The organism is Sphingobacterium sp. UBA7249 (genome assembly GCF_002472835.1).
Lineage (GTDB): Bacteria > Bacteroidota > Bacteroidia > Sphingobacteriales > Sphingobacteriaceae > Sphingobacterium > Sphingobacterium prati.
In genome coordinates this window covers 366551-389728 of record NZ_DKST01000028.1, presented here as the reverse complement: position 1 = coordinate 389728, position 23178 = coordinate 366551, and the positions used below count along the sequence as shown (strand labels likewise).

General features: G+C 41.7%; 15 protein-coding genes. 1 reads left to right on the top strand and 14 read right to left on the bottom strand.

What is annotated here, in order from left to right:
* Positions 1-126: 126 nt before the first annotated feature.
* The 12 genes from B4A24_RS21120 to B4A24_RS21065 form a co-directional block, all read right to left on the bottom strand.
* On the bottom strand, positions 127-2523 hold the full coding sequence (locus B4A24_RS21120; RefSeq protein ID WP_293946949.1) for a glycosyl hydrolase 115 family protein: 2397 nt from the start codon (positions 2521-2523) through the stop codon (positions 127-129).
* A gap of 36 nt (positions 2524-2559) precedes the next feature.
* Positions 2560-3963: a family 43 glycosylhydrolase gene (locus B4A24_RS21115; RefSeq protein WP_293946948.1), complete on the bottom strand. Its 1404-nt coding sequence runs from the start codon at positions 3961-3963 to the stop codon at positions 2560-2562.
* 47 nt (positions 3964-4010) lie between these two features.
* Positions 4011-4133 (bottom strand): hypothetical protein, encoded by a 123-nt coding sequence (locus tag B4A24_RS21110; RefSeq protein ID WP_293946947.1) that lies wholly within the window; start codon positions 4131-4133, stop codon positions 4011-4013.
* Between the two features lie 72 nt (positions 4134-4205).
* On the bottom strand, positions 4206-5906 hold the full coding sequence (locus B4A24_RS21105; RefSeq protein ID WP_293946946.1) for a RagB/SusD family nutrient uptake outer membrane protein: 1701 nt from the start codon (positions 5904-5906) through the stop codon (positions 4206-4208).
* 17 nt (positions 5907-5923) lie between these two features.
* Positions 5924-9118, bottom strand: a complete 3195-nt coding sequence (locus B4A24_RS21100; RefSeq protein ID WP_293946945.1) for a TonB-dependent receptor — start codon at positions 9116-9118, stop codon at positions 5924-5926.
* 177 nt (positions 9119-9295) lie between these two features.
* Positions 9296-10498 carry a FecR family protein gene (locus B4A24_RS21095; protein WP_293946944.1) on the bottom strand — a complete coding sequence of 401 codons (1203 nt, stop codon included), beginning with the start codon at positions 10496-10498 and terminating at the stop codon, positions 9296-9298.
* Between the two features lie 66 nt (positions 10499-10564).
* On the bottom strand, positions 10565-11146 hold the full coding sequence (locus B4A24_RS21090; RefSeq protein WP_293946943.1) for an RNA polymerase sigma factor: 582 nt from the start codon (positions 11144-11146) through the stop codon (positions 10565-10567).
* Between the two features lie 336 nt (positions 11147-11482).
* Positions 11483-12364, bottom strand: coding sequence for an endonuclease/exonuclease/phosphatase family protein (locus tag B4A24_RS21085; RefSeq protein ID WP_293946942.1), 882 nt, complete (start codon positions 12362-12364; stop codon positions 11483-11485).
* A 12-nt stretch (positions 12365-12376) separates the two neighbouring features.
* Positions 12377-14128 (bottom strand): RagB/SusD family nutrient uptake outer membrane protein, encoded by a 1752-nt coding sequence (locus B4A24_RS21080; protein ID WP_293946941.1) that lies wholly within the window; start codon positions 14126-14128, stop codon positions 12377-12379.
* Between the two features lie 33 nt (positions 14129-14161).
* On the bottom strand, positions 14162-17776 hold the full coding sequence (locus tag B4A24_RS21075; RefSeq protein ID WP_293946940.1) for a TonB-dependent receptor: 3615 nt from the start codon (positions 17774-17776) through the stop codon (positions 14162-14164).
* A gap of 102 nt (positions 17777-17878) precedes the next feature.
* The gene (locus tag B4A24_RS21070; protein ID WP_293946939.1) at positions 17879-19087 is read right to left on the bottom strand and encodes a FecR family protein; all 1209 of its coding nucleotides are present in this window, start codon (positions 19085-19087) and stop codon (positions 17879-17881) included.
* Between the two features lie 54 nt (positions 19088-19141).
* The gene (locus tag B4A24_RS21065) at positions 19142-19726 is read right to left on the bottom strand and encodes an RNA polymerase sigma factor (protein ID WP_293946938.1); all 585 of its coding nucleotides are present in this window, start codon (positions 19724-19726) and stop codon (positions 19142-19144) included.
* Positions 19727-20108: 382 nt separating this feature from the next.
* Between B4A24_RS21065 and B4A24_RS21060 the strand changes: the two genes are divergently transcribed.
* Complete coding sequence (locus B4A24_RS21060) at positions 20109-21047, top strand: proline dehydrogenase family protein (protein ID WP_293946937.1); 939 nt, start codon at positions 20109-20111, stop codon at positions 21045-21047.
* Between the two features lie 247 nt (positions 21048-21294).
* Here B4A24_RS21060 and B4A24_RS21055 read toward each other — a convergent pair whose 3' ends face one another.
* Both B4A24_RS21055 and B4A24_RS21050 read right to left on the bottom strand, forming a co-directional pair.
* Complete coding sequence (locus B4A24_RS21055; RefSeq protein ID WP_293946936.1) at positions 21295-21855, bottom strand: hypothetical protein; 561 nt, start codon at positions 21853-21855, stop codon at positions 21295-21297.
* A gap of 291 nt (positions 21856-22146) precedes the next feature.
* Positions 22147-23154 (bottom strand): bestrophin family protein, encoded by a 1008-nt coding sequence (locus B4A24_RS21050; protein ID WP_293946935.1) that lies wholly within the window; start codon positions 23152-23154, stop codon positions 22147-22149.
* Positions 23155-23178 lie beyond the last annotated feature (24 nt).

Below are 23178 nucleotides of genomic sequence, written 5' to 3'. Positions count from 1 at the left end.
TAAATAACTCTTGTTTTAAGCCATAGGTCTTTAAAAGGAAATGGTTGTCCTCATACCTTTGGCTACTCACTTGACAGTGCCGATCGCAAAGGATGAGGCTTGAAATCGAAGTTTTTTTTTCCTAAACTATTTATATACAAACATCTGATCTACCACGACGCCCTCATCCAACGCTTCCAGTTCCACTATTGTATCGCCGTTTGCTTCAACAGGAAGTCGAAGCACACGGATCGCCTGATTGCGTAATACATTCTCTTTCCACTCTTCACTACGGCCCACTGTCTTATAGGTAAATATCTGTTGCTCTCCCCCCTGAAGTCCCACAGCGGCCCGAAGATGTTCATTATCGATTGGATGGTTGGGCAACAGATGGATTTCGACGGTTATGGAATCGCCCTTTAATTGACCAAGATCGGCATACACCTTTTTTCCCTGCGTCAACCCAGCGGCCTTACCTCCATAGCCCAAACCCGGAAAAGCTTGCAATTCCCCTTTAAAATCGCTACCGTTCCATATAGCCAAAGGCTGGCGAAATGTAGGAAGATCCGTCGTCACCTTTGTCTCTTTTACACGATCAAAAACAGTCAAATTACGTGGTTTAAAGTCCATCATACGGTTCCATTTGCCACCTTGTAAGGCATTATATTGCTGTGTCATCACGGCAATCCGGTCGTAGGCGGCATGACTTTTCGACCAAGGTGATTTTTCATGCCGAGCCAATTGTGCATATAAGAGTTTTTTATTCATTTCTGCAGCACCCAATACCGGATACTTAATTAGTTCGAAAAAAGCATCGGCTTGGTCCTTGTTGATGGATTTTTCAATCTCCATTATCCCGTGTTCCAAAAGTCCATAGGCCTGCAAGCGTTCATTGATTTCATGTTCACTCCAAGGAAGATCTTTGACCATCAAATAAGTGGTGTCTTTTTCTTCGGTACGGGTATTGCCCAAGAATTCAGGTTTGCGAATATGTGCCAACCGATAATATTCGATCATCAACGGGGTTAATTTACCTGCCGCTACTGTTCCAAATTTGCGGCTCAGCCACTGTTTCAGGTGCTTCTCGACGCCATCTTGATTTACCTTGTCGATATCCCAAGCCATATCAAGAAACAATTCCGTCTGGTATTCACCGGGTTTGATATCTCCTACATTGACAATCCACATTTTTTTCGCATCATGCTGATAAGCCTGATTCATTTGATGATGAATCAAGGCCGGACTCATCGTGGATAGCCACAGATAATCGTGTGGCCGCCCCCAATAGGAAATATGGTAATATACCCCATTTCCCCCAGCCCGTTTCTTTTCCTTCGCATTTGGAAAATGCGTGAGGTAACCATAATTATCATCACACCACATCAAGGTGACATAATCGGGAACATGCATTCCTGCATTGTATACATCCAATATCTCTTTGTACGGAATGACCACCTGTGGTATCTGTGCAGGATCCTGCGCAATATATTTACGCAACAAAACTGTCTGATCCTTCAAGACACTGTCAATGGCGATGCGATATTGCTCCGTTGTCTTGACACCTTCCATCTGACCATCATGCTTACCCCGCATCCCCATCGTAAATATATTATTGGAATTTTTTAGTTCTTTGAGCCTTGTCTCCCAATACGCGATAATATTAGCCTTATTCGTCAGGTAGTTATAAGGCCCCTCACCGACAATATCCCATTCGGTCGCACTATTTCTTGCCAATGGTTCGTTATGGGCCGATCCTATGGATATGCCATATTTCTCTGCAATCTCCCGGTTGCCTTGCACAAAATAAAAAGGAACGGTCACCTCATGCATAGCGGGCCAAATCGTATTGGCACGCAGACGCAACAGCAACTCAAATATCTTCGCATAGGTACGCGGACCTATCGTATGCATTTTCTGCATTTTATCCTGCGGGACGTCTGCCCTGATTTTTGCATCGGGTTCAAAGGTCTGGCTACTCCAGGGATTCAACCCCCAATCCTCGTCATTCAGAAAGATGCCCCGATATTGTACAGATGGAGACTGTATATCTTTATAGCCCTGAGGTAAGGACAACTGTGTTTTCTTTTCCGGTTTGACATCGGCCCACCATTTCCATGGCGAAACACCCATCATCCGCGAAATCTCCAGTACCCCATAGGCTGTACCTCGCGCATCGCTACCGATCACCAGTAATATATTTTTAGTTCCGCTTTCTATCAATTGCAGTTGAAACGCTTCCCATTTCCCCTTTATCCCCGATAGATCGACTTTATTTTGAGCTAAAAAATCATCAAAATTGCGTTCCTGCCCATAAGTCCCCACGACAATAGAGCCATCAACCAAACGGTTCAATTCGGTAAATGCAGTACCCGCAACTTCTTTCGAATCGTCGATCAATAAATCTATTGCTGTCCGAACCACAGGCTCATGACCAGTATAAACCAAACTTGCGGATTTTTTTCCGTCGATCAACTTAAACCCGTTTTTTGCATCCAGCTGCAAAAAACTTAAACATGCAAATAGGATAAAAAGGAGGTATTTCATATTAGGAATCGTTTTTATTTACTGTAATATTCGTATTTATTTGCGTACAAAAGCTTGCTGTAAGGATACGTCAAATCCTTTGCTCCCATAACTTCTTTTTCGTTTATCCGACCAGTTGCCCCGTTCGCCCATCACTGTTATGGTTATTGTATAGGTATCTTCTTTCAATTGCGGACTGGTAAACTTAATTGCCGCATTAGGCACAAGTGCATACATATCCACAATAGAGGTTAGTATATGCAGGCCATTTTTGTTTTCAAGCGTCACTTTTGCATAGCCCCCTGTCGGTCTAGAAAGTCCATATAAAACTACTGCCCGACCATGAAAGCTCATGGTCAACTGATCACCGCGCTGATCTGAGCTGATCGTTTGCAAACTGTCCTGCTTCCAATTACCTTTACGGGTAACCTGTTTTGCCGTTGTCAAGTCGATCGATTCATCCCCTGGTTTTGACACGCGATAGACTCCTGTCTGCAAATCAAGCGTCCAAGCGTCATAAAAAGTAGGTAATCGTAACCTATTGCCTTCAAAAGACAGTGGTTGCCATACATAGGTCGCTGCCGAGTTTTGCTTAGGAAAAGACCAACGATCGCCCATATACATCCACGTTGTCGTTTTTGTGCCATGAATCGGCAACACAAAAGTACATTGTGAATTCCAGGTCAAAGAGCCTTCAGGAGCAAACAATCCCTGTTTTTCCCAAGGTCCAGCCAAGGACCGCGAGGTATAATAATAATTATCATTACGTTCCCAACTTGTCAAATTAGAGCCCAGTAAATAATATAGACCGTCCTTTTTGAGCATGGCCGGTGATTCAAAACCAGACACCATCGCCGCATTCAGTTTCTTTTCGACATGTTTATAATCCGCACCCAATTGGTAAATTTCTCCTCCATGGATCAAAATATATCCTCGGCCATCATCATCCTGAAAGCTCCCTATATCCCATTTTCGAATAGGCTGTCCCTCATAAAGCAAAGGTCCTTGGAATTGATAAGGCCCTGTAATGTTGCTTGCTGTAGCATAACCAACGAATTGATCTTTGTAGTTAAGCGAATCTACATGCATATACATAATGAATTCTCCGGTTGTCGGTGAGCGCATTACCTTGGGGCGTTCGCCAACACGATTCGGTCCTAGCTTCCCTATGGGCTGCACCGGAAGTGCCATACTTTCAAATCGCCAACTCGACAGATCTTTGGAGGAGTAGCAGGAAAAGCCATTGAATACATTGGCTGAGTCCGTTTTATATTCACCAAACAGAAAATAAGTGTCCTTTTCTTTGATGATACAAGCACCGCGTGCGCTCACCGTTTTTCCTTGCGCGTCGATCCAAGGCACCCCTGAATAAATGGCATCGTAATGCCCTTGCGTCTGCCCCTGGACAAAAAATGGAGCTAGCAACAAGAGCCAACTTAATATTGATTTTGTTGTAAACATCACTATTTCTTTATTATAACAACCTTCTTACTTATAAAAGCTTTCGCCTACTGATGGTCTATGGTCGTGATTGTTCCGGCAGCCTGTATCGGATAGTTCTTACTCAATTGATAATGTGTCAATATCGGATTAAAGATGGTTGCTATATTCGATGGAGCGGGATTAGTCATTCGATCTATGTCTGTTGTTTTCCTAAAAATTTTCTAGGCTATTCTACAATTGATAGCCTAGAAATCTAAATGTTAATAACCCGGATTTTGCGGATATTTTTCCGTATCTCTATCGATGACCGTTTGCGGTATTGGTCGTAGATAATACGTATCTGAAACACCTCCTGGATTGGCCATCTTCGTCAACAAATTATGTTCGAAAGCACGGTTTAACTTTTTGGTCCGCTTTAGATCAAGCCATCTTTTGTATTCACCGACTTGTTCTCTGGCTCTTTCATCCAGAATGAAATCCAAAGTAACATCGGCTGCTGTAATCGCTAGACTCTGTCCTGGTTTGGCCGCTCGCCCACGTACCACATTGAGTTTTTGTGCCGCATCAGTTAATTTGTTCAATTTAAAATACGCTTCGGCTGCAATCAGATAAGTTTCCGATAGCCGAAAGATAAATATATCGCGCGTGCTTCGATGGTTGTTTTCCGAGTTACCAAAAGCAGTCGCATTTGGATCAAAAAATTTATTGACCATCGGAAATTTAATTGCGCCACCGATACCGTCAAAATCTTGCTTCCATCGATTGAATCGAATAATTTCCACATTTGGATTTGTGGTTTTCATCGCTATTGAATCTTCTCTGGAAAATGGCTGATCCGGATAAGGAAAATAGAAACGTAGGTCTCCTTTTTTGATCGGTTGTCCCCCCATCATATCATCTTTTGTCGCAAAGAAAGAACTCAGAAACGTGCCATCATACCGTGCGTCTTTTTTCGTATCGAAAAGTGTGTACAGAAATTGTGTAGGCATAAAATCAGACAACCTACGGTTGTACACTGATGTTTCTTCAAAAAATCCAGGTTCACGCCAGACACGCCACCCAAAAAGCACATTTTGTCCATTACCTGTCCCCAAGGAAGGTTTGAGGCTTGTCTTATCGTATTGAACCGAAAACAAAATTTCCTTATTTTGTTGGTTTTTCGGATCGAAGACAGCCTCAAAAGTCGGCAAAAGCGCATAGGTACCAGCACCGATCACTTCTTCGGCCAATTTCGCTGATGCTGTAAAGTCCTCGTTCGAACCAAAACTCTTATACCCTTTGGTGAGGTATACAAGTGCCAACAAATGTTTGGCAGCATCGCGTGTAACACGTCCAAATTCGCTTGCCGTTATATCGGCAGATTGAATCGATTGTTGCAAATCTGCAATGATAAAATTATACACCTCTGCTTCTGATTTTGGATCGAAATGCGTGATGGCTGTATTGATCTCCTCTTCGACAATCGGCACATTGCCGTAATTTTCGACTAGTAAATAATAGTAATAGGCGCGTATAAAACGAACTTCCGCGAGGCGTTTATTGCGCATGGCATCTGTTAAATCGGGGATACCGGAGGCTTTGTTGATTGCGGTATTACAACGTTGTATACCTGCAAATGCTGAAGCGAACAGTTTATCTACGGCCGAATTATTGGATGCTAGTGTCTTGTACTCATTTAATCCAGTGGCACGAATCACTAAATCCCCTACCGTACCACTTACCGCCTCGATTTCACCACGTGTCATGATGTCTGTACCATATTCAAATAAACTCGGGTTTATATCATAAATACTCCGTAAAGAGCCATAACAGGACCGTACCAGTGACTCAAATCCAGCCGTATCCTTATAGTAGTTTTCAGCTGTAATACCAGCAATATTTTTCTCCTCCAGAAACTTGTTGCAGGAACTCACAGATCCTGCGCAAAGCGCTAAAATCAGAGGATATACTATCTTTTTCATCGTCATAAGGTTTATAATTAAAAGGATAGGTTAAGTCCAAAAAGATAGGAAGCCGCGCTGATGGCTGTTCCATAACTGTTTTGGCTTGGCCATTCGGGATCGAAACCTTCATATTTACTAAATGTAAACGGATTCGTCGCAGTCGCGTATACTCTTAGGTTTTGAATACCTAGTTTCTTTGCCAGAGATGATGGCAACCGGTATCCCAGGGTAATATTGCCTACGCGTACAAAATTGACCTTCCGATAGTTGGCTATACCTGCATACGGGCCAGGATTACCGGGTTGAAAATGCACCTGGCTTGGATTTTCGGCCGTCCAATAGTCAATTTCTACCTGATTGTAAGGTGAGTTATAGTTCATTAAAGTTGCATCGAATGAACTGTTGAATTGTTCACCTTGGCGTGTATACAGTAAAAAGTAAAGATCAACATCCCCATACCGGAATGTATTGCCAATGGAACCGGTCCAATCGGGCACCCGTTTTCCAATAATTTGACGGTCATTGGCATTGATAATACCATTACCATCAATGTCTTTAACTCGAATCTGACCCGGCTTTTGGTTATATTTTGCTGCAGCATCGCTTTCATTTGTTTGCCAAATGCCATCAAATACATAATCGTAGTTGACCTGTACCGGCTGGCCGATAAACAGGCTGTTACCGATATCGTCACGTTTTCCGCCGCTCAACTCCAATATTTTGTTTTTATTTTTGTCAAATACAAAATCCGTGCGCCAAGAAAATTTCCCTTTCGTGATGTTGATTGTACTTAATCCAACCTCAATACCTTTATTCTCTAATTTACCAATGTTATCGGTAATAGACTCCCATCCACTTGGTGCCGGCAACAGGCGGCTCAGCAAAATATTATCTATTTTTCTGTCATAGACATCCACATTACCTGTGATACGTCCCTGTACAAACGAAAAATCCAAACCAACATTAAACTCACCCGTTTTTTCCCAAGTCAAGTTTTTATTAGGCAACTGACTCGGAGCGTAACCCGGTGCTGCGATACCACCAAAATCATAATAGCTTTGTGCTAAAGCGGCTTGCGTTTTATAAGGGTCTACCCGATCATTACCGCTGACACCGTAACTTACCCGAAGTTTCAAATCGTTAATAGCGGCAACATCGGCCAAGAAAGTTTCTTTGGAAAGACGCCACGCAAAAGATGCCGAAGGAAAAAAGCCCCATTTATTGCCATCAGCCAAACGCGAAGAACCGTCCCATCGTCCGGTTGCAGTCAACAGGTAGCGATCATCAAAACTATAATTGACCCGTCCCATAAATGATACCAAGGTAGACTGGGTAAAGCCCGATCCATACTCACGTACGGTAGGTCCCGTTGCTAAATTATACCATAACGATTCGTAAGGCAAGCCTTCGGAGGTCAGCATATTTGTCTCATTACGGTCTTTCTGCATACTTTGCAATACTGTTGCTGTAATCTTATGCACATTGATCTTAGTCTCATACGTTGCTTGATTGTCCATGACCCAAGTAAACTGTTCACTAGTGGCATTATTACCCTGTGTCGGCAAACTTCCCCCCAAGCGCTCCTTAGAAAGTGGGCCAAAATAATAGCCAGTACGTTTACCTGTATAACTTGGAGAAATCGATGATTTCAATGTCAATTGCTCCATTGGCTTGACCTGCAAATAGAGGTTACCGAATGCGCGGAAGCCGCGCGATTGACGAATTTCATTTTCTTGGTCAAACATTGGGTTGGTCACTGCATCTGTACCATACACACGGAAAATACGTTCGCCGTTTTCATCATAAGCGGCGGCGACCGGTGGCAGACGATAAGATGATCGTAAGGCCTCAGAACTTCCGATGTCTTGTAAATTTTGCGTCATATACATGTTCAACCCAGCCTTCCACTTATCGTTGATAGCTCGGTCGATATTACCACGCAAACTGTATCTTTTAAAACTCTCCGGCGCAACATTCCCTTGTTCATGTAACAGACCGGCACCAATGGAGAATTGTGTTTTTTCATCACCACCACTTGCCGACACATTATGGTTCATTTGCAAACCGTTTTCTAAGATCAGTGATGGCCAGTCGGTATAATCACCGGCATCGATGCGTTTCCATTGTTCAGGTGTAAAGAAGGCAGCATTATCCCGTTCAACGGATCTTCCCTGTGCTTTGAACATTTCTGATCGAAACTTGACATAAGCAGGTCCATCAAACATCGTCGGTAGGTTGGTCGGTGTACGTGTTCCGATGTATCCATCGTATGAAATAGACGTTGTACCACTCTTACCCCGTTTTGTTGTCACGATAACTACGCCTTTCGCTCCTCGGGAACCGTAGATTGCTGTCGCAGATGCATCTTTCAAAACGTCTATTTTTTCGATATCTGCCGGATTCAGGTCCCCCAATCCTCCGTTAGATGGAATTCCATCAATAACGAACAGCGGTTCATTTGATCCACCGATGGAGCTTACACCCCGTATATTGATATTATAACCACCGCCCGGTTTTCCTGCATTTTTTGTGACCACAACCCCCGGTACTTGCCCCTGCAAAGCGCCAGCAGCGTTGGGTGTCGCAGCCCGCTCGATGGTCGACGAATTCACCGAACCGATCGCTCCGGTGACATCCCCCTTTTTCTGTGTACCATAACCGACAACCACGACTTCCTCTAGCCCTGTATCAGATGTACTTAATACAACTTCCAAGGTCTTTTGATCAGCGATTAGCACTTCTTTTTTCTCCATCCCGACAGAGGATATAACCAAGGTTGTTCCCTTTGTTGCTTCAATTGAGAAGGCACCATTGCTATCGGTTTTGGTTGCTTTGGTCGGATTCTCCTTCACAGCGATTGATACCCCGGCGATAGGTGTCCCCTGCTGATCACGTACAACGCCACGGATAGGCTGTTGCACTGCTTCTGCACGGTATTCAATGGGTTTGATAATGATGTTTTTGCCCATCATTTTATAGGCCAAGGACTGTCCAGAAAGACATTTTTCCAATGCTTCTTGCAGGGTCACATTGGTCAAAATTAGATCAACAGGACGCGCATCTTTCAACAACTGCGTGTTGGCAATGATATTGTATCCGGTTTGCTTTCGGATTTCGCGAAATGCTTCATGAAGAGGAATTTGTTTTTTGTTCATCGTAATCCGTTGGCTATAGCCTATGGCCACAGCAGCATGGATATTTACTACGATCAGAAACGCAATAAGTTTCATAATTGATGTAAGTCTAAGCACGGCTCGCCAATAAGACGAACCTGTTCTTGTCCATATTTTTTTATACATTTGATAAAGCTTTTAATTGGTTAAACGTTAACTAGGAAACAAGCTTTAAATCGATTGGGGGTGTTCCCGCACTCCCAATTTCTTTATCAGGCCTGTAAAAAAAATATATTATTCGCTGACGATAATCCTCCTTTCTTGTAATGTAAAGTGTGCTGTTCCGGTCATTTCTAAGGCCTGCAACAATTGATTCAAATTTTCTAAACGTGATATGGTGCCATCCAAACCTTTTTTTGGCACATTTCCCTGAAAAACGACCTCAACATCATACCATCGGGCTATTTTCTCCATCGCTTCTTTTATATTTTCATTATGGAAGTAGAAATAGCCGTTTTTCCAGGCGATTGCTTCTTCGACGTCTACTGTATGGATTTTGATTTGCTCTAGTTCTCCCTTTGTGCTATTCGCTTCTTCTCCAGGATGGAGCTTACGCACTAGACTTCCTCTTTGAAGCTCTACACTTCCCTCCACTAGCGTCGTCTTGATATTTTTCTGTTCGGGATAAGCCGAGACATTAAATTGTGTCCCCAATACAGTAATGGCTGTCTTTTCGGCATGTACAGTAAATGGTCGTTTCAGATCTTTTCTGACATGAAAATATGCTTCCCCTTCAATCTGTACTTCACGTCGATCTTTTGCAAAATTGATGGGGTAGGTAATCGATGAACTGGCGTTCAACCACACCTTTGTTCCATCGGGTAAATTTAATTGGTATTCACCTCCTCTTGGTGTTCGCAGTGTTGTCATCATATTAACGGGCTGTCCATGCAATCCATGGCATCGAATCTGTCCATTTTCCATACTGACTTCAAAGTTTTTCCCCTTGACACGTTCGCCGTTTATGAGATCCTCCATCGCTATAATTTGTCCATCGGGTAAGGTTAGCGTTGCCTCTTGCTTTCCCGGAGCAATGAAGTCAGCTTTAGGAGACCTTTGCTGCTTGGCCATGACGGAACTTTCCTTAGAGCCCTTTACCGGTGCCTGAGATTGATCATAAAAAAAAGCACCTAGCAAAATCAATACGGCAGCTGCAACGGAGATCCATTTCCATTTTTTCCGACGTCCAATCGAATAGACCTTGTCTGGCTGCAACCTAGCATCCTGCGATAAAGACCGCCACAATGCTTGAGAAGGAATATCAACAGGCAATTGCCCGGCTTGCGTCAACTCCTCGATCAGCTCCTGCATGTTTTCGCCCAATTCTGATCCATTGGAATCAGACTGTAGCAGAACCAACAATTCTTCACGCTCGACAGACGATAACGTGTCGCTTAGGTAAGCTTTCAGTAAATAGTTGATTCTAGCAGTTTCCATCTTGGTTAGCATTTAAGGTTTATACAAGGGTAAACGGCTAACTCAGAAGGTCGGGTAGTGAAAAAATTAAAAAAATAAAATAGTCAACAACAAACCGATAATTTCATAATGTGCCAGAGCCTTTCTGAGGTTCTTCAAGGCATTCATAAGATGATATTTCACCGTATTTTTCGAGATATGCAACTGCTGTGCAATTTCGTCATAGGTTAAGCCTTGAAATCTGCTCATCTCAAAGACTTGTTTCTGCTGTTCAGAAAGTTGGCTTATGGCTGCTGTGGCTATGCCATTAAGTTCATTCCACTGCACCGTTTCTGCTGTTTGTTCTACGCCGATGTCAAGCCACATCTTACATTCATCAATATAGCGATCAGCATGAATTTTTTTACGAAACGCATCAATAGTCATTCGGCGTACCTGTGTAAATAAATACGGATATAAAGATAGATCGCATGATATTTTCTCTCGATTTATCCATAATTTGACAAAGGCCTCCTGTGTTATTTCCTCCGCGAGTTGCTTGTCCTTTGAGTAGGTACAAGCAAATCTATATAAGGGTTTGTGATAAAGCCAAAACAATTCCTCAAAAGCGGTGCTATCACCCTTTCGAAAGCGATCGATAAGGAACGCATCTGCAGCTGGAATGGTCATAATTTTTGAGGCTTATAATGTTATTAGATCCAATATCTATAAATCCTGCAGAAAAACTGTCATGTCCCATCCTGCTTGGAACACGATTTCATTTTTATCTGCAACTACCTCAATCGCTAGAAAACTAATAGATGCTACAGTAATTTCGGCTGTTCAAAAAAAAGAATTATAAGCCTCAGAGAATCTATCGTTATCTGAAGAAACAAAGCCTTTATTACAAGTCATCCATAATTTGGTCCGCTAGGGAAATTTATGATTGGATAATGCATGTCTTAGAATATCGAATTAATTAAGGATTCAAGGAATAAAATCCGCCCCCATAAGGGGCGGATTTTATTATTTACTGAGCTTAAGCTCTATAAATGTTGGGTAATGATCAGAAATATAATGTGTATATTCATTCTTGATGATACCACTTTTGGTAACCCAGGATGCTGCCACTGAATTGGCCCAAATAAAATCAATACGTTTGGGATGACCGGTATTATTTTGCTTGATATTTCCATTACCATCCTTAAAGGTCGGAACGGAACTTTCAAACTCCTTATGTAACAAACGATAAGTATCCTGAAATCCTGCTTCATGTAGTTTACCCAATACAGAATAATCGATCGCTCCATTACGCAAGTTACGGATGTGATCATGTTTTTGCTCACTTTGCTGCATAGCGTTCAAGACCTCCTTGCCATATCTATCCTTATCGGAAATATCTAAAGAATTAAAGTCACCCATGATTAGTATAGGCTCGTTACTAGGGATTTCATTGACTTGTGCCAAAACATCAGTTACTTCCTTCAATCGCTTCTCATAACTGAATGGCGAAAAATGAATGACAAAAAAGTGCACACCTTTTATTTTCGCATAGATGTAGCTATGCCACATATTTTCGGTAACTTTCCTAAAATTGACCAAGGGATATGTGGAGGTAATGGCCACAGGAAATCCTTCTTCTTTAGATTGTAGAACATAGTCGTGACCGATCTGATGCCCCAATTGCTCCAACGTCTTTTGCGTATATCCATTCATTTCTTCGAGTGCGATCACATCTGGCTTCCAATCCCGTGTAAAGTTTACAAACCGATCTATATTAACAGAATCTTTCTTTAATCCATAAAGCACATTATACGAGACAATCTTTAATGTTTCCTGCGCATTTGCTACGCCCAAATTCACCGCCATGATGATGGCAATAACAATCGCATTTTTATAGTTTTTCATTTTCTTTTTCTTTTAAGTTCCTGATTTGTCCCAACCTTCATTCTGTTCGAGCTTGGTATTTAACTGAAGTTCCTGTGTCGGGATTGGATAGTAGTAATCTTTTTGCTCTGTCCATTTTTTAAGGATGTCCGGCAGATTGACAATACGTCCTCCGTTTTTTCCATTTTCTAAAACGAGTTCACCTAGTTTCTGATATTGGACACCGGGCTTTTTAACTGGTGCAGTGCCTTCATAGATAACAAGATCCAATTTGCCATCTCGATCTAGATCATACTCCCCTGCCCCCGGAAAATACATCCCGTAAAAAGGCTTGGCAACTTTCGCTCCTTCTTTCCAGCGCAAAAGATCATCGTAACGTAGTCCTTCTTTGACCAGCTCAATGCGGCGCTCTCGGCGGATTTCCAATATCGCCCCTGTTTGGGCACTTTTGCTTACATTGGGATAGCTGGCCAAAAGATAAGGATCAGCTTTGGAGTTGGCATCGGCTAATACCAAATTGGGCATATTGACGCGATCCCGAAGCAACTTAATAGATCTATCGATATCACTCTGGCTGATCGTACCCAATTCGGCCTTTGCTTCGGCATAGTTAAGTAATACCTCTGCATAACGGATAATGGGCATATCATTGCTGCTTTGTCCTGCATCAAAGGCCGGTGAAAGAATATACTTTACATATTGATAACCTGTCACTGATGTTGCAAAATCCGGAACTGAGGTGGTACTTGCACCGATACGTTTGTAACCTGGTGTACGAATGGTTTGCGATAGCCTCGGGTCACGGTCCTGCGTTTCTTCGTAAAACGATAGTTTATCAAAGTTAGGCTTCTCCGTAAATCGGCTTCCATCTTTCATCAAATAACTATTCACAAGTTCTTTAACCATCCCTGGGCGACCAAAAGAAGCCGATAACATATAGAAATTCGCAGAATGTACAAAAGGAACAGATACGCTATATTGCCGTGCCAAGATCATTTCCGCGGGATTGGCATCCTCAGCAATGAACAGCTCCTGATAAACCTTACTTGGGTCGCCTTTGTAGATACTGTAGGTATTGGAGCTCATCAATTCGTCTGCGGCCGCCACACTTTGCTGAAGGATATCTTCCCAATCACCTAAACCATGGTATTTGCGAAAGGTTCCCTCGAATAAACACATGCGGGATTTGAAAGCCAAAGCGGTCCACTTGCTGATCAATTGCGGTCTTTTGGTCGTACTACAATTGGCAATAGCAAAATCAAGATCTTCAAGTATTTTAGCAAAAACAACTTTGCGGGAATCCCTCTGTTTGAACATAGCCGGATCATCAAGCTGATTTACTTTATCGTACCAGGGTACGTCACCAAAGCGTACGATCTTGTCATAATAGAAATATGCACGAAAAAATCTGGCAATACCATCATACTGCAGGCGTGCTGTCTCATCCGCACATTTGTGCGAATTTTCAAGATAGAAATTTATACGGCGAAGGGATGTCCATGTCCAACCTCCGTCACTGGCAGGCGTTATACGGGTGCCCTGAAATTCAGAAGCCAGCGTATTACGGGCTTCGTCATCGCCCTGACCGGGCGTATTGTAATGGATGGCGAGTGCATCAGGAAGATCTGCGTAAAAAGCATTAGTAAAGGTCTGTAACTCGGAGGCTGTCCGGAAATAGTTTTCAGGTGCCAATTCGGCTATGGGATATCGCTCCAGATAATCGTTATTGCAAGAACTAACTAAAAGTCCAACAATGAGCGTAAAAATATTGAGGTTTCTTTTCATGATTTCTTCATTTTAATGATAGACATAGGTAAATTAAAAAGACAGCTGAGCACCAAAGGAATATACGCGGCCGACAGGATAACTCCTACCCGTATTGTCGGTCATCACCTGTTCGGGGTCGATGTAATCGGTCTTCAATTTGGTCCAGGTATGTAAATTTTCTCCACTGAAAAATAGGCGTAGTTTATTGATCTTTGCCTTTTGGGTGAGCGCAACAGGAAAGGTATAGCCTACAGTTAGATTGCGAAGCTTTAGGTAAGCGACATCCTGCATATACATATCGTTGGCGACAGAAAGTTCCGCGTTTTGTGCTGTATAGCCCCGTAAAAAAGGGAAATAAGCATCTGGATTTTCTGGCGACCATATTTTATCCTGAAAATTGGCAGGAATAAATGAATCGTATGGTCTCGCATAGACGGACCAAAAAGCTTGCGCCTCTAGATTGGGATACCAATTTTGTTTGCCTATACCCTGAAAAAAAGCGGACAGGTCAATGCCATTCCAATTAGCACCTAGGTTTAGCCCATATGAATAACGCGGCTGACTGTTTCCGATGATTGTGCGATCTCCGGGATTGGAAAGCGTATTATCTCCCGCATCAATGATGCCATCACCATTGAGATCCAAGATTTTGATATCTCCGGCCTGAAGCATACGCAGGTCGGCCGTGGGAGCCTGCACACGACGCCTATTGATCTGATCTTGATTAACATGTTTCGCATACTCCTGTGCCTCTTCGGTTGTCTTAAAAAATCCGTCGTAATGATAGCCCCATATTTCGCCCAGTTTTTGTCCTGTATAATAATTGCTTAACAGTCCGGCATCGTTGGCAAACTTGGTGATTTCAGCTTGATAATCAGATAGCATCGCCCGTACGGAATAATTAAAAGGTTTTCCTCCAATGTCAAAATGGTCTTTCCATAAAAGAGAGAGCTCAAAACCTTTGGTTTTCAGGTCGGCTGCATTCTCTTTAGGTTCGGATGCGCCAAACACCGCCGGCTGGGTCTTGCCTTTACTGAGCATACCTTTGGTCTGCCGGACATAAAAATCAGATTGAAAATCGAGCTTATTATTGAACAAACTAAAATCAAGACCTATGTTGCTGGTCGTGATTTCTTCCCAGGTAAGTGTGGGCGCTACTGGTGCAGGACTATTGGCGACATTTAATTTTTGATTGTCGACTAGATAAGAGATCTGACCTGTGCCCATTGATGAAATATAAGCATAGGTATTCACCTCTTGGTTGCCAAGGGAACCGTACGAATACCTGATCTTCAGGTTATTGACCTTATCTTTAAGTGGAGCGAAGAACTTCTCCTCACTGATACGCCAGCCCGTAGAAAAGGATGGAAAGAATCCAAAACGACTATGCTTCGGAAAACGTGAGGTCCCATCGTAGCGACCACTCACCTCTAGCAAGTATTTGCCTTTGTAATCGTAATTAGCACGATAGAACCCACCACGTACTGCCCACTCATCGCCACCTGCCTCAAACTGCTTCTCCCCGATCACCAAATCAAGATCATTTAAATTCTCGGACAATAGATCCTGACCAGTTCCTCCGATCCGCTTATAAAAACGATCTTCTTGATTAAAACCACCCATTACAGAAAGGTGGTGATCGCCAAAATCTTTTTGATAAGTGGCGAAAATATTGATAAAATGCCAAGCATATTTTTCCATATTTTCACGGAGCTTATCCTGGTTCAGTGCGCCGAGTGAAGACAATTCGAGCTGTCCTGGATATTTCGAATAGTACTGTTTGGTCTGCCGGTAGGAATAGTCAGAGCGAAATTCGCGATAGGAATAGTTTCCGGTCACAGACAGACCTTTTCCCAATTTCAGCACCGCTTCCGTCATATTGGTAAATTCTGTACCCCGCGTATAGCCCCGCATTGTGCCACTTTCGAGTGCATTGTGAAGGCCGTACCCAATGGGGTAGCTATTGATACCTGAATAACCAGTAAGTGTACCATCCGGATTTCGGGGCACGTACATCGCATGGTAATGGTAAGTAGGACTATTGCTTACGTTGTTGGCAACAGTATTGAAATTATTTTCCAATCCGGCCCAATCATAGGTAGATTTGAAAAAGTGTGTGTTATTACTGATGGTCAGCCAGCTCCGGATATCTGACGCGATATTTGCCCGGAGATTATAGCGTCCAAATTTATCGGGATCAATATTGAATATCCCCTGTTCACTCGCTTTGGAACCAGATACCGCATAACGCGTATTGCCCGAAGATCCAGAAAAAGAAAGATTATGCTCGTTTTTTGGTCTTGTCTTTTTGTACAAATAATTGAACCAATCGAAGTTGGCATAATACCGGTATATGTCATTGCCACTGGCATCTTTCTTGACTACGACCCAAGGTCTGTCCGAATTTTCTGTCTTATCGTTAACCCGTGCAAGCAGTTCTTCATAATCTTCGTCGGTATATCGTGTGGTCCGATACCCCAATGCATTGTACATGGCGTCATCATTGATCTTCGCATTCCAATAACCACTGGTTATGAAGTCAGTATTCGTTGCATGTGTGGTGAAACCAATATTGTTATTATATTCTATTGCGGTCTTTCCATTTTTACCACCTTTTTTGGTGGTGACCAAAACAACACCGAACGCTCCGCGCGCGCCATAGACAGCCGCTGCCGATGCATCTTTTAGTACCGTAACTGACTCTACGTCATTGGGATTTATACGGTCCAATGTTCCTAAGATACCATCGATCAAGATCAAAGGACCACCGCCGTTGATGGAGGTATTCCCGCGTACATTGACCGAACCGCTGGTACCGGGTTTTCCCGACCCAAAAACAATATTAAGATTGGGAATATTTCCTTGAAGGGCCTGCGTTAGCTGTGTAACGGGACGATCTTCAAATTCCTTGCCCGATATTTGGCTAACCGCCCCTGTTAGATTGACCTTTTTTTGTTCTCCATAACCGACTACCACGACCTCATCCATGGCTGTGATAGCCATATCAAGGCTAACCTGAATCTTACTTTGTCCACTTACGTTAACTTCCTTAGACTGGTAGCCTAGCATCGAAAATACAAGCTGATCATTGTTTGTTTTGAGACGAATCTCAAATTCGCCATTTTCATTGCTAGTTGTCCTATTATCCGTTCCTTTCTCCGTTATAGTGACATTACTAACTGGATTTCCCTTCGAATCAACAATGTTTCCGGCTACACTGCGCTGTTGGAGCACAACTGTATGATTGAGGCCTCCAATATAGCGATTCCATGAGGTTGCTGTTGATGTAGAAGCTGGCTTACTTAATACGACATTATTGTCCATAATCTTATAGACAATTTGATAGTTTGCAAGAACATCTTTCAATGCGTACTCGAAAGGTACATTCTTGTAATTGACATCGATGCGTTTGGCATCGTTTAACAAAGCGGCTTTATACAGAATATTGTAACCGCTCTGCTCTTCAAAAACCTTTAATATGGTTTCGAGTTTAGCATTTTTCTTTTGGAAATTGACTCCTTGTCCAAATGTAATTGCACTCAACTGGAGGTTAGAGGCCAGCAACAAGGGAATCGCTAATGACATTTTCATAGCAAATTCTTTTTTGGTAGAGATCGTACTTTTAGGCATAGAATCTCCATACCGTTTTTTTTTGTACTTTTGCATACGGTTGTAATGGTTTTTAAGTCTATTAAATCTTTTTCAACTAGTCTTTTCGAAGACAAAATTCAGGAGCGATCGCAACGCTCCTGAAATCTTCTTCATCGGTTATCTTTTCACATAAATTTTCCTCCCTTTTAATTCAAAGTGAATATCTCCGACTAATTCAATCGTACGGAGCAGTTTGTTGATATCATCATATCTTGACACCGTGCCCGAGAAAGCAAAATTTTCGGGACGATAATCAAAGTGAACTTCCACGTCATACCATCTACTGATAATTTCCATGACTTCGTCAATAGATGTATTATAAAAAGCAAATTTTCCTTCTTTCCAAGCGGTGAAATAGCGCGGGTCAACTGCTGTCTTTAAAAAATTTTTGTTCGTAAAATGTAACACGGCCTGTTCAGCAGGACTTAGGTAAATGTTGTCCTGTGGGCTATCATGAACATTTAACTTCACCTTGCCCTCTACCAAGGTCGTCACGATCGATTTACCATAGTTCTGAAGGTTAAAAGAAGTCCCCAATACCTCCAATTTCTGATTTCCCGTATTTACAATAAAGGGGACACGCCTTCCATGGTGGACTCGTTTGGCGACTTCAAAATAAGCTTCACCCTGCAGTTGTACTTTTCTTTCATCGCCATTAAAACTAATTGGATAGCGTAATGTAGTGGCAGCATTTAGCCAGATCTTTGTACCATCCGCCAACAGTAGTTTATATTCTCCACCCCGTGGTGTAACGATTGTATTATACGCTGTCTGCTGATTGCTAGCTTCTGAATTCTTCAAGCGATACGATATAATGCCTTTGTCCGATTTTATAATCTCAAATGCACCATTATCTATGACTGTATCTAATTTTAGTTTTTCGAGATCTATCCGCTCGCCATTTTCTAAAATTATTTCGGCTTTTTGGGAACCCGGAACTACAGCTGGTGAATTGGCAGCTACAGACTGATTTTCAGTTCTATTTTTTTGCACATAAAAGAAGATCGAAGCAGATATACCGACAAGCAGCAATATGGCCGCTATGCGAACATATCTTAGCATATGGATTGGTGATTTCTTTTTATCCGAGCTGGATACAACTTGATCTTTTATTCGTTTATCTTGAATGATTGTCTTAAAAAGATTATCATGCGCAATTTGATTGTTTGAAGACTGCTCGATCTCCCCCTCCTCCATAAGCTGTTGCCATGCTTCCAAAAAATCTGGATCATTGAGATAGTTGGCAAAATTTTCTTTTGCACGCTCGTCTAGTGTTTTTGCCAAAAACTGACTGATAATAATTTTATATGCTTCTACTTTGGACATTCTTATCTATTGTACTCTATAATATTATTCGTACAACTGGATAGAATGAACTAGTCAAAAGATATTTTTTATTAAAAAAAAGATTAGAAGTAAACTATCAAGTTTCAAACGTACAAACTGGCATGCTGCCACGAGGTGGTTGCGTACGGTATTTTTGGAAATACCAATTTCTTCGGAAATCTCAGCGTAGCTCATCTCATCTATTTTGCTTTTGTTAAAAACAAGCTGCTGTTGCGGCGGTAAACGGGATACAATTGTTTGAAGTATTTTATTCAGGTCTTTATGGGCGATCTTCCGTTCCAATTCATCGCTCAATTCATCCCATTCAGCCAAGTGCGACACTTGATATTTTTGTCTTGATAGTTCTTTTCGAAATAAAGTGATAGCCATTCGTTTCGCTACTAAAAATAAAAATGGAAAGATGGCTTCCGCAGAGGGGATTGAATTGCGTTTCACAAAAAGCTGTACAAAAATCTCCTGCGTAATCTCCTCCACGTCTAGGTCGGAAGTACATACACGACGTACTTTGCGATACATCAAAGGTCTGTAAAAATCAAAAATCTTTTTAAAAACCTTTTCGTCTCCCAATTTAAAGCGATTAAATTCATCAAGACTCAATGGAACTGCATTTAAATCCATGGTATATTTTCCCTAGGTTACACTTGGTCTAAGCAACAAAACTCATATTAAATCTATATAAATACAAGGTTATTTCAAAATGAAATATGCGTATCCCGAAATTTCAGTCCGTTTTCAAGAAGCTACGAAAAATGCAGTCACACCATTTTTCCCTTCTCGCTCGATTCAATCTATTTTGAATTCTAATAAAAAATTAACGTTTAACATAACCTTTATATTCTTCCTGAATAATCCCTGTAGAAATATATTTATTAGGACTCCACGCAATACCTATCCTTCAACCTGGCAGAAGACTTTGGATTTAATGATGCATTGAATATGATTTCATTTTTTTCAACCTCCCATTTTATGTATTTTACAGAACTAATTTTAAGATCGATAAATGGAACAACTACTAACAGCTGGTGCCGAAGCACTGAGGAAGGCTGCATTAAATGAAGATGCCAAAGCTTATATTTTGAATAATGAACCTCTTTACAAGCTAATGAAGAAAGCCGCTGAACGATATATTGGCGGTGAAAACCTTACGGAAACCCTTAAAAAAGTACAGGCTTCAAATGATACTGGTTTTAAATGTTCGATCGAGTATATGGGTGAAAGCACACGGACAATCCCGGAAGCTGAAAAAGCAACTGCTGAATTTTTGGGTATCTGTGATGCGATACGGCAACACAATCTCAATTCAACGATTTCACTTGACCTTTCGCACATTGGGCTGGAAATCTCTGAAAGCCTCTGTTATGAAAACCTTTCCAAGATATGTGAATCAGCCAAGGGCAAAGAAGTGATCATCAGTGCAGAAGGAACCGAAAGGACCGACCGGATATTGACGCTCTATCAGAAAGGCTCTAAAGAATTTTCAAACTTGTCCATCACATTGCAGGCTTATCTCCATCGGACAGCCGATGATTTTGATGCGATATGTAAAGAAAGAGGACGTATCCGCATCGTGAAAGGAGCTTTCGAAACAGCCAAAGGCTTATCACTACCTCGGGGACAGGAACTCAACGAACGCTATCTTTACTACGTCGAACAGCTACTTTCAAAAGGTCACTTATGTTCCATTGCAACGCATCACCATGAAATTCAACAGGAAGTAAGAAAGCTTATTGATAGGCTACAACCTAAAAAGGACTCCTATGAATTTGAAAGTTTATATGGCATACAGACAGAACAGCTGGCACAATTGAGAGATGACGGTTACCCCACAAAACTGTATTTCGTATACGGTCAGGAATGGTACCTCTATCTCTGCAACAGATTGGCCGAATATCCGCTAAATTTATTCAGAGCACTACAGGACATTGTCGAAACAAAGTAATCATTAGTATTAGAAAGTTTATAGTATATGCAACCCTAATTTTAAACCCGTCGAATTGACGGGTTTAGAAAACAAGCTGGTCTCAATAGTTTAATTAACAGCGCTCAACTTAAAACGATCCCTTGCGATTTAGTATCGCTTATCCCTCGGTTAGCGATTCATCGGACTATTGTTATATTTTCTTTTCAAAAAGAGATAGTATAGTAGTTGCAATCGAATTGGAAAATTTCCTTTTGCCCGAGAGCTACTACTTCAAATTATCGTTTATACTGATTTCTATTGGAATATCAATAAGCTTTTCGGGCCCTTGATCAATTTGTAATCTGAGCTGTACCGAACCTTTTAATTTAGAAAAAAATTGTCTGGTTTGTATCGTTATACCTACATTTTGACAGAGTTTATGATCATAGTCCCAAAGACCAAAACGTTGCAGGTACAATGGATTTTGAACGGTATCCATCAAGTTCACTTCTTCGTTTTTTTCATTCCTAAGCTCAACGCGTGTGAGCGTGCAATGTATTCCATCCGCTAAATCCGTTGCAAAGCTGTCTTGCTGCTTAGATGCGAGCTCCATGGCCTTAATTTCCGCTTGAGTCAATGGATAATAGCTCGCCAATAAAAACTGATTGGCCGGAACACGCTTTGCTTCCGTAAGATCGGTAATGCTAGGATGCATGTGACTGCCTAACGCATCTAAAACAACTTGCTGTTCCGGTACGCTCATCCTATCAGGCGTAGGTTTCGAATTGTTGTGACAATTTGAAAATAAAATCACGGAAGCTAATATTGGGAATAGTCTATTCATCATCTATTATTCATTAAATTTCATCGGCTAGCTTTACGCTGTAATCCGACGCATTCTTTTCACTAAAATAAGTGCTTTTTAAGCATTATGCCCGGGCAGTTTACAATTCGCTGAGGCTAGTTTATTATTTGTTGAGCGTAAACGTATAAGTGCTTTGTAAATGAAACCGACAATTCATAAATGAATTCAAATATTGAGGTTACTTTCACAAGATTTTATAACAAATTCAACTTGATCAATTAAATCAATCGTTCCTAAATTTAAATTTTTGGGATATAAGATCTTCTGTTCCTATCACATAATAATATTATTTGGATTAACAATGGTCTGGGCAGGTCTCGCATCTCCCCATATGTCTCTTATCTCATTTTCAATAGTATGACAAATGTGAGAAATAGGGATATCATTGGGGCTGCCTTCAAAAGGATTTTCAGTACTCTCTCCCACTTGATCTAATGATGTATACACCCAAGATATTATCATGCTGAAAGGTATGACAAGCCACACCATGTGGCCCTTCATCCATCCAGTTGTAAATTCATTGAATGAATTAAACTCCTTTAACATAGCAAAAGGCAACAGAAGACAAAAAAGCCAAACAAATATCCGATTAACAGTGGCATATTGCCTAGGATAAGGAAAATTTTTTATTTTTTCACTTCTCGCTTGTAGGGTAGAAAATTCACGCAAATATTTATGCAGTTCGAAAAAACGGGCATTGTCAAGCTCACCAGTATCAGACAACCTCACCAGTGCGGCACTCTGCAAACTCATCAGTTGTGTCAGCGGATTACTGGCAGAAATCACTTTTTCAAGTTCATCATCACTCATATATTTTTGTAGTACTGTTGACAATGCTACTTCCCGCTCTGGAATCGTGTATAAGCTAGCATATTCGCGATTATAAGACTTATCAATATTTTCCCAAGCCCGCTTGGAGCGTAACGCATACCGCAGCAGTGTGAGCCACGCCAAATGCCGAAATGCAATCTCACGTGCAATATCGCGGTCTTTGATAAAATCGCGACACATTATTGCCCAAGCCCTGCTCATGCCGATTTTCAGCCCCCAAATGTCACGTGCCTCCCACGTCCTGTTATATGTCTGTTGGTTTTTAAATCCGACGACAAAGGCTGTAGCTGTTCCTAAAAAAGCAACTATTGGCCAGGGCACTACTAGCCATTGAAGGCCCAATAATTCATACAACAAAACTGGAACAATACTGATCAAGAGTAACAAAAACAGATTCCGTCGCGTCCAGAAAAGAAATTCGGTTATTTTATAGGTTCTTCCAATGTACATCGTTCAATGTCTTATTAAAAAAAT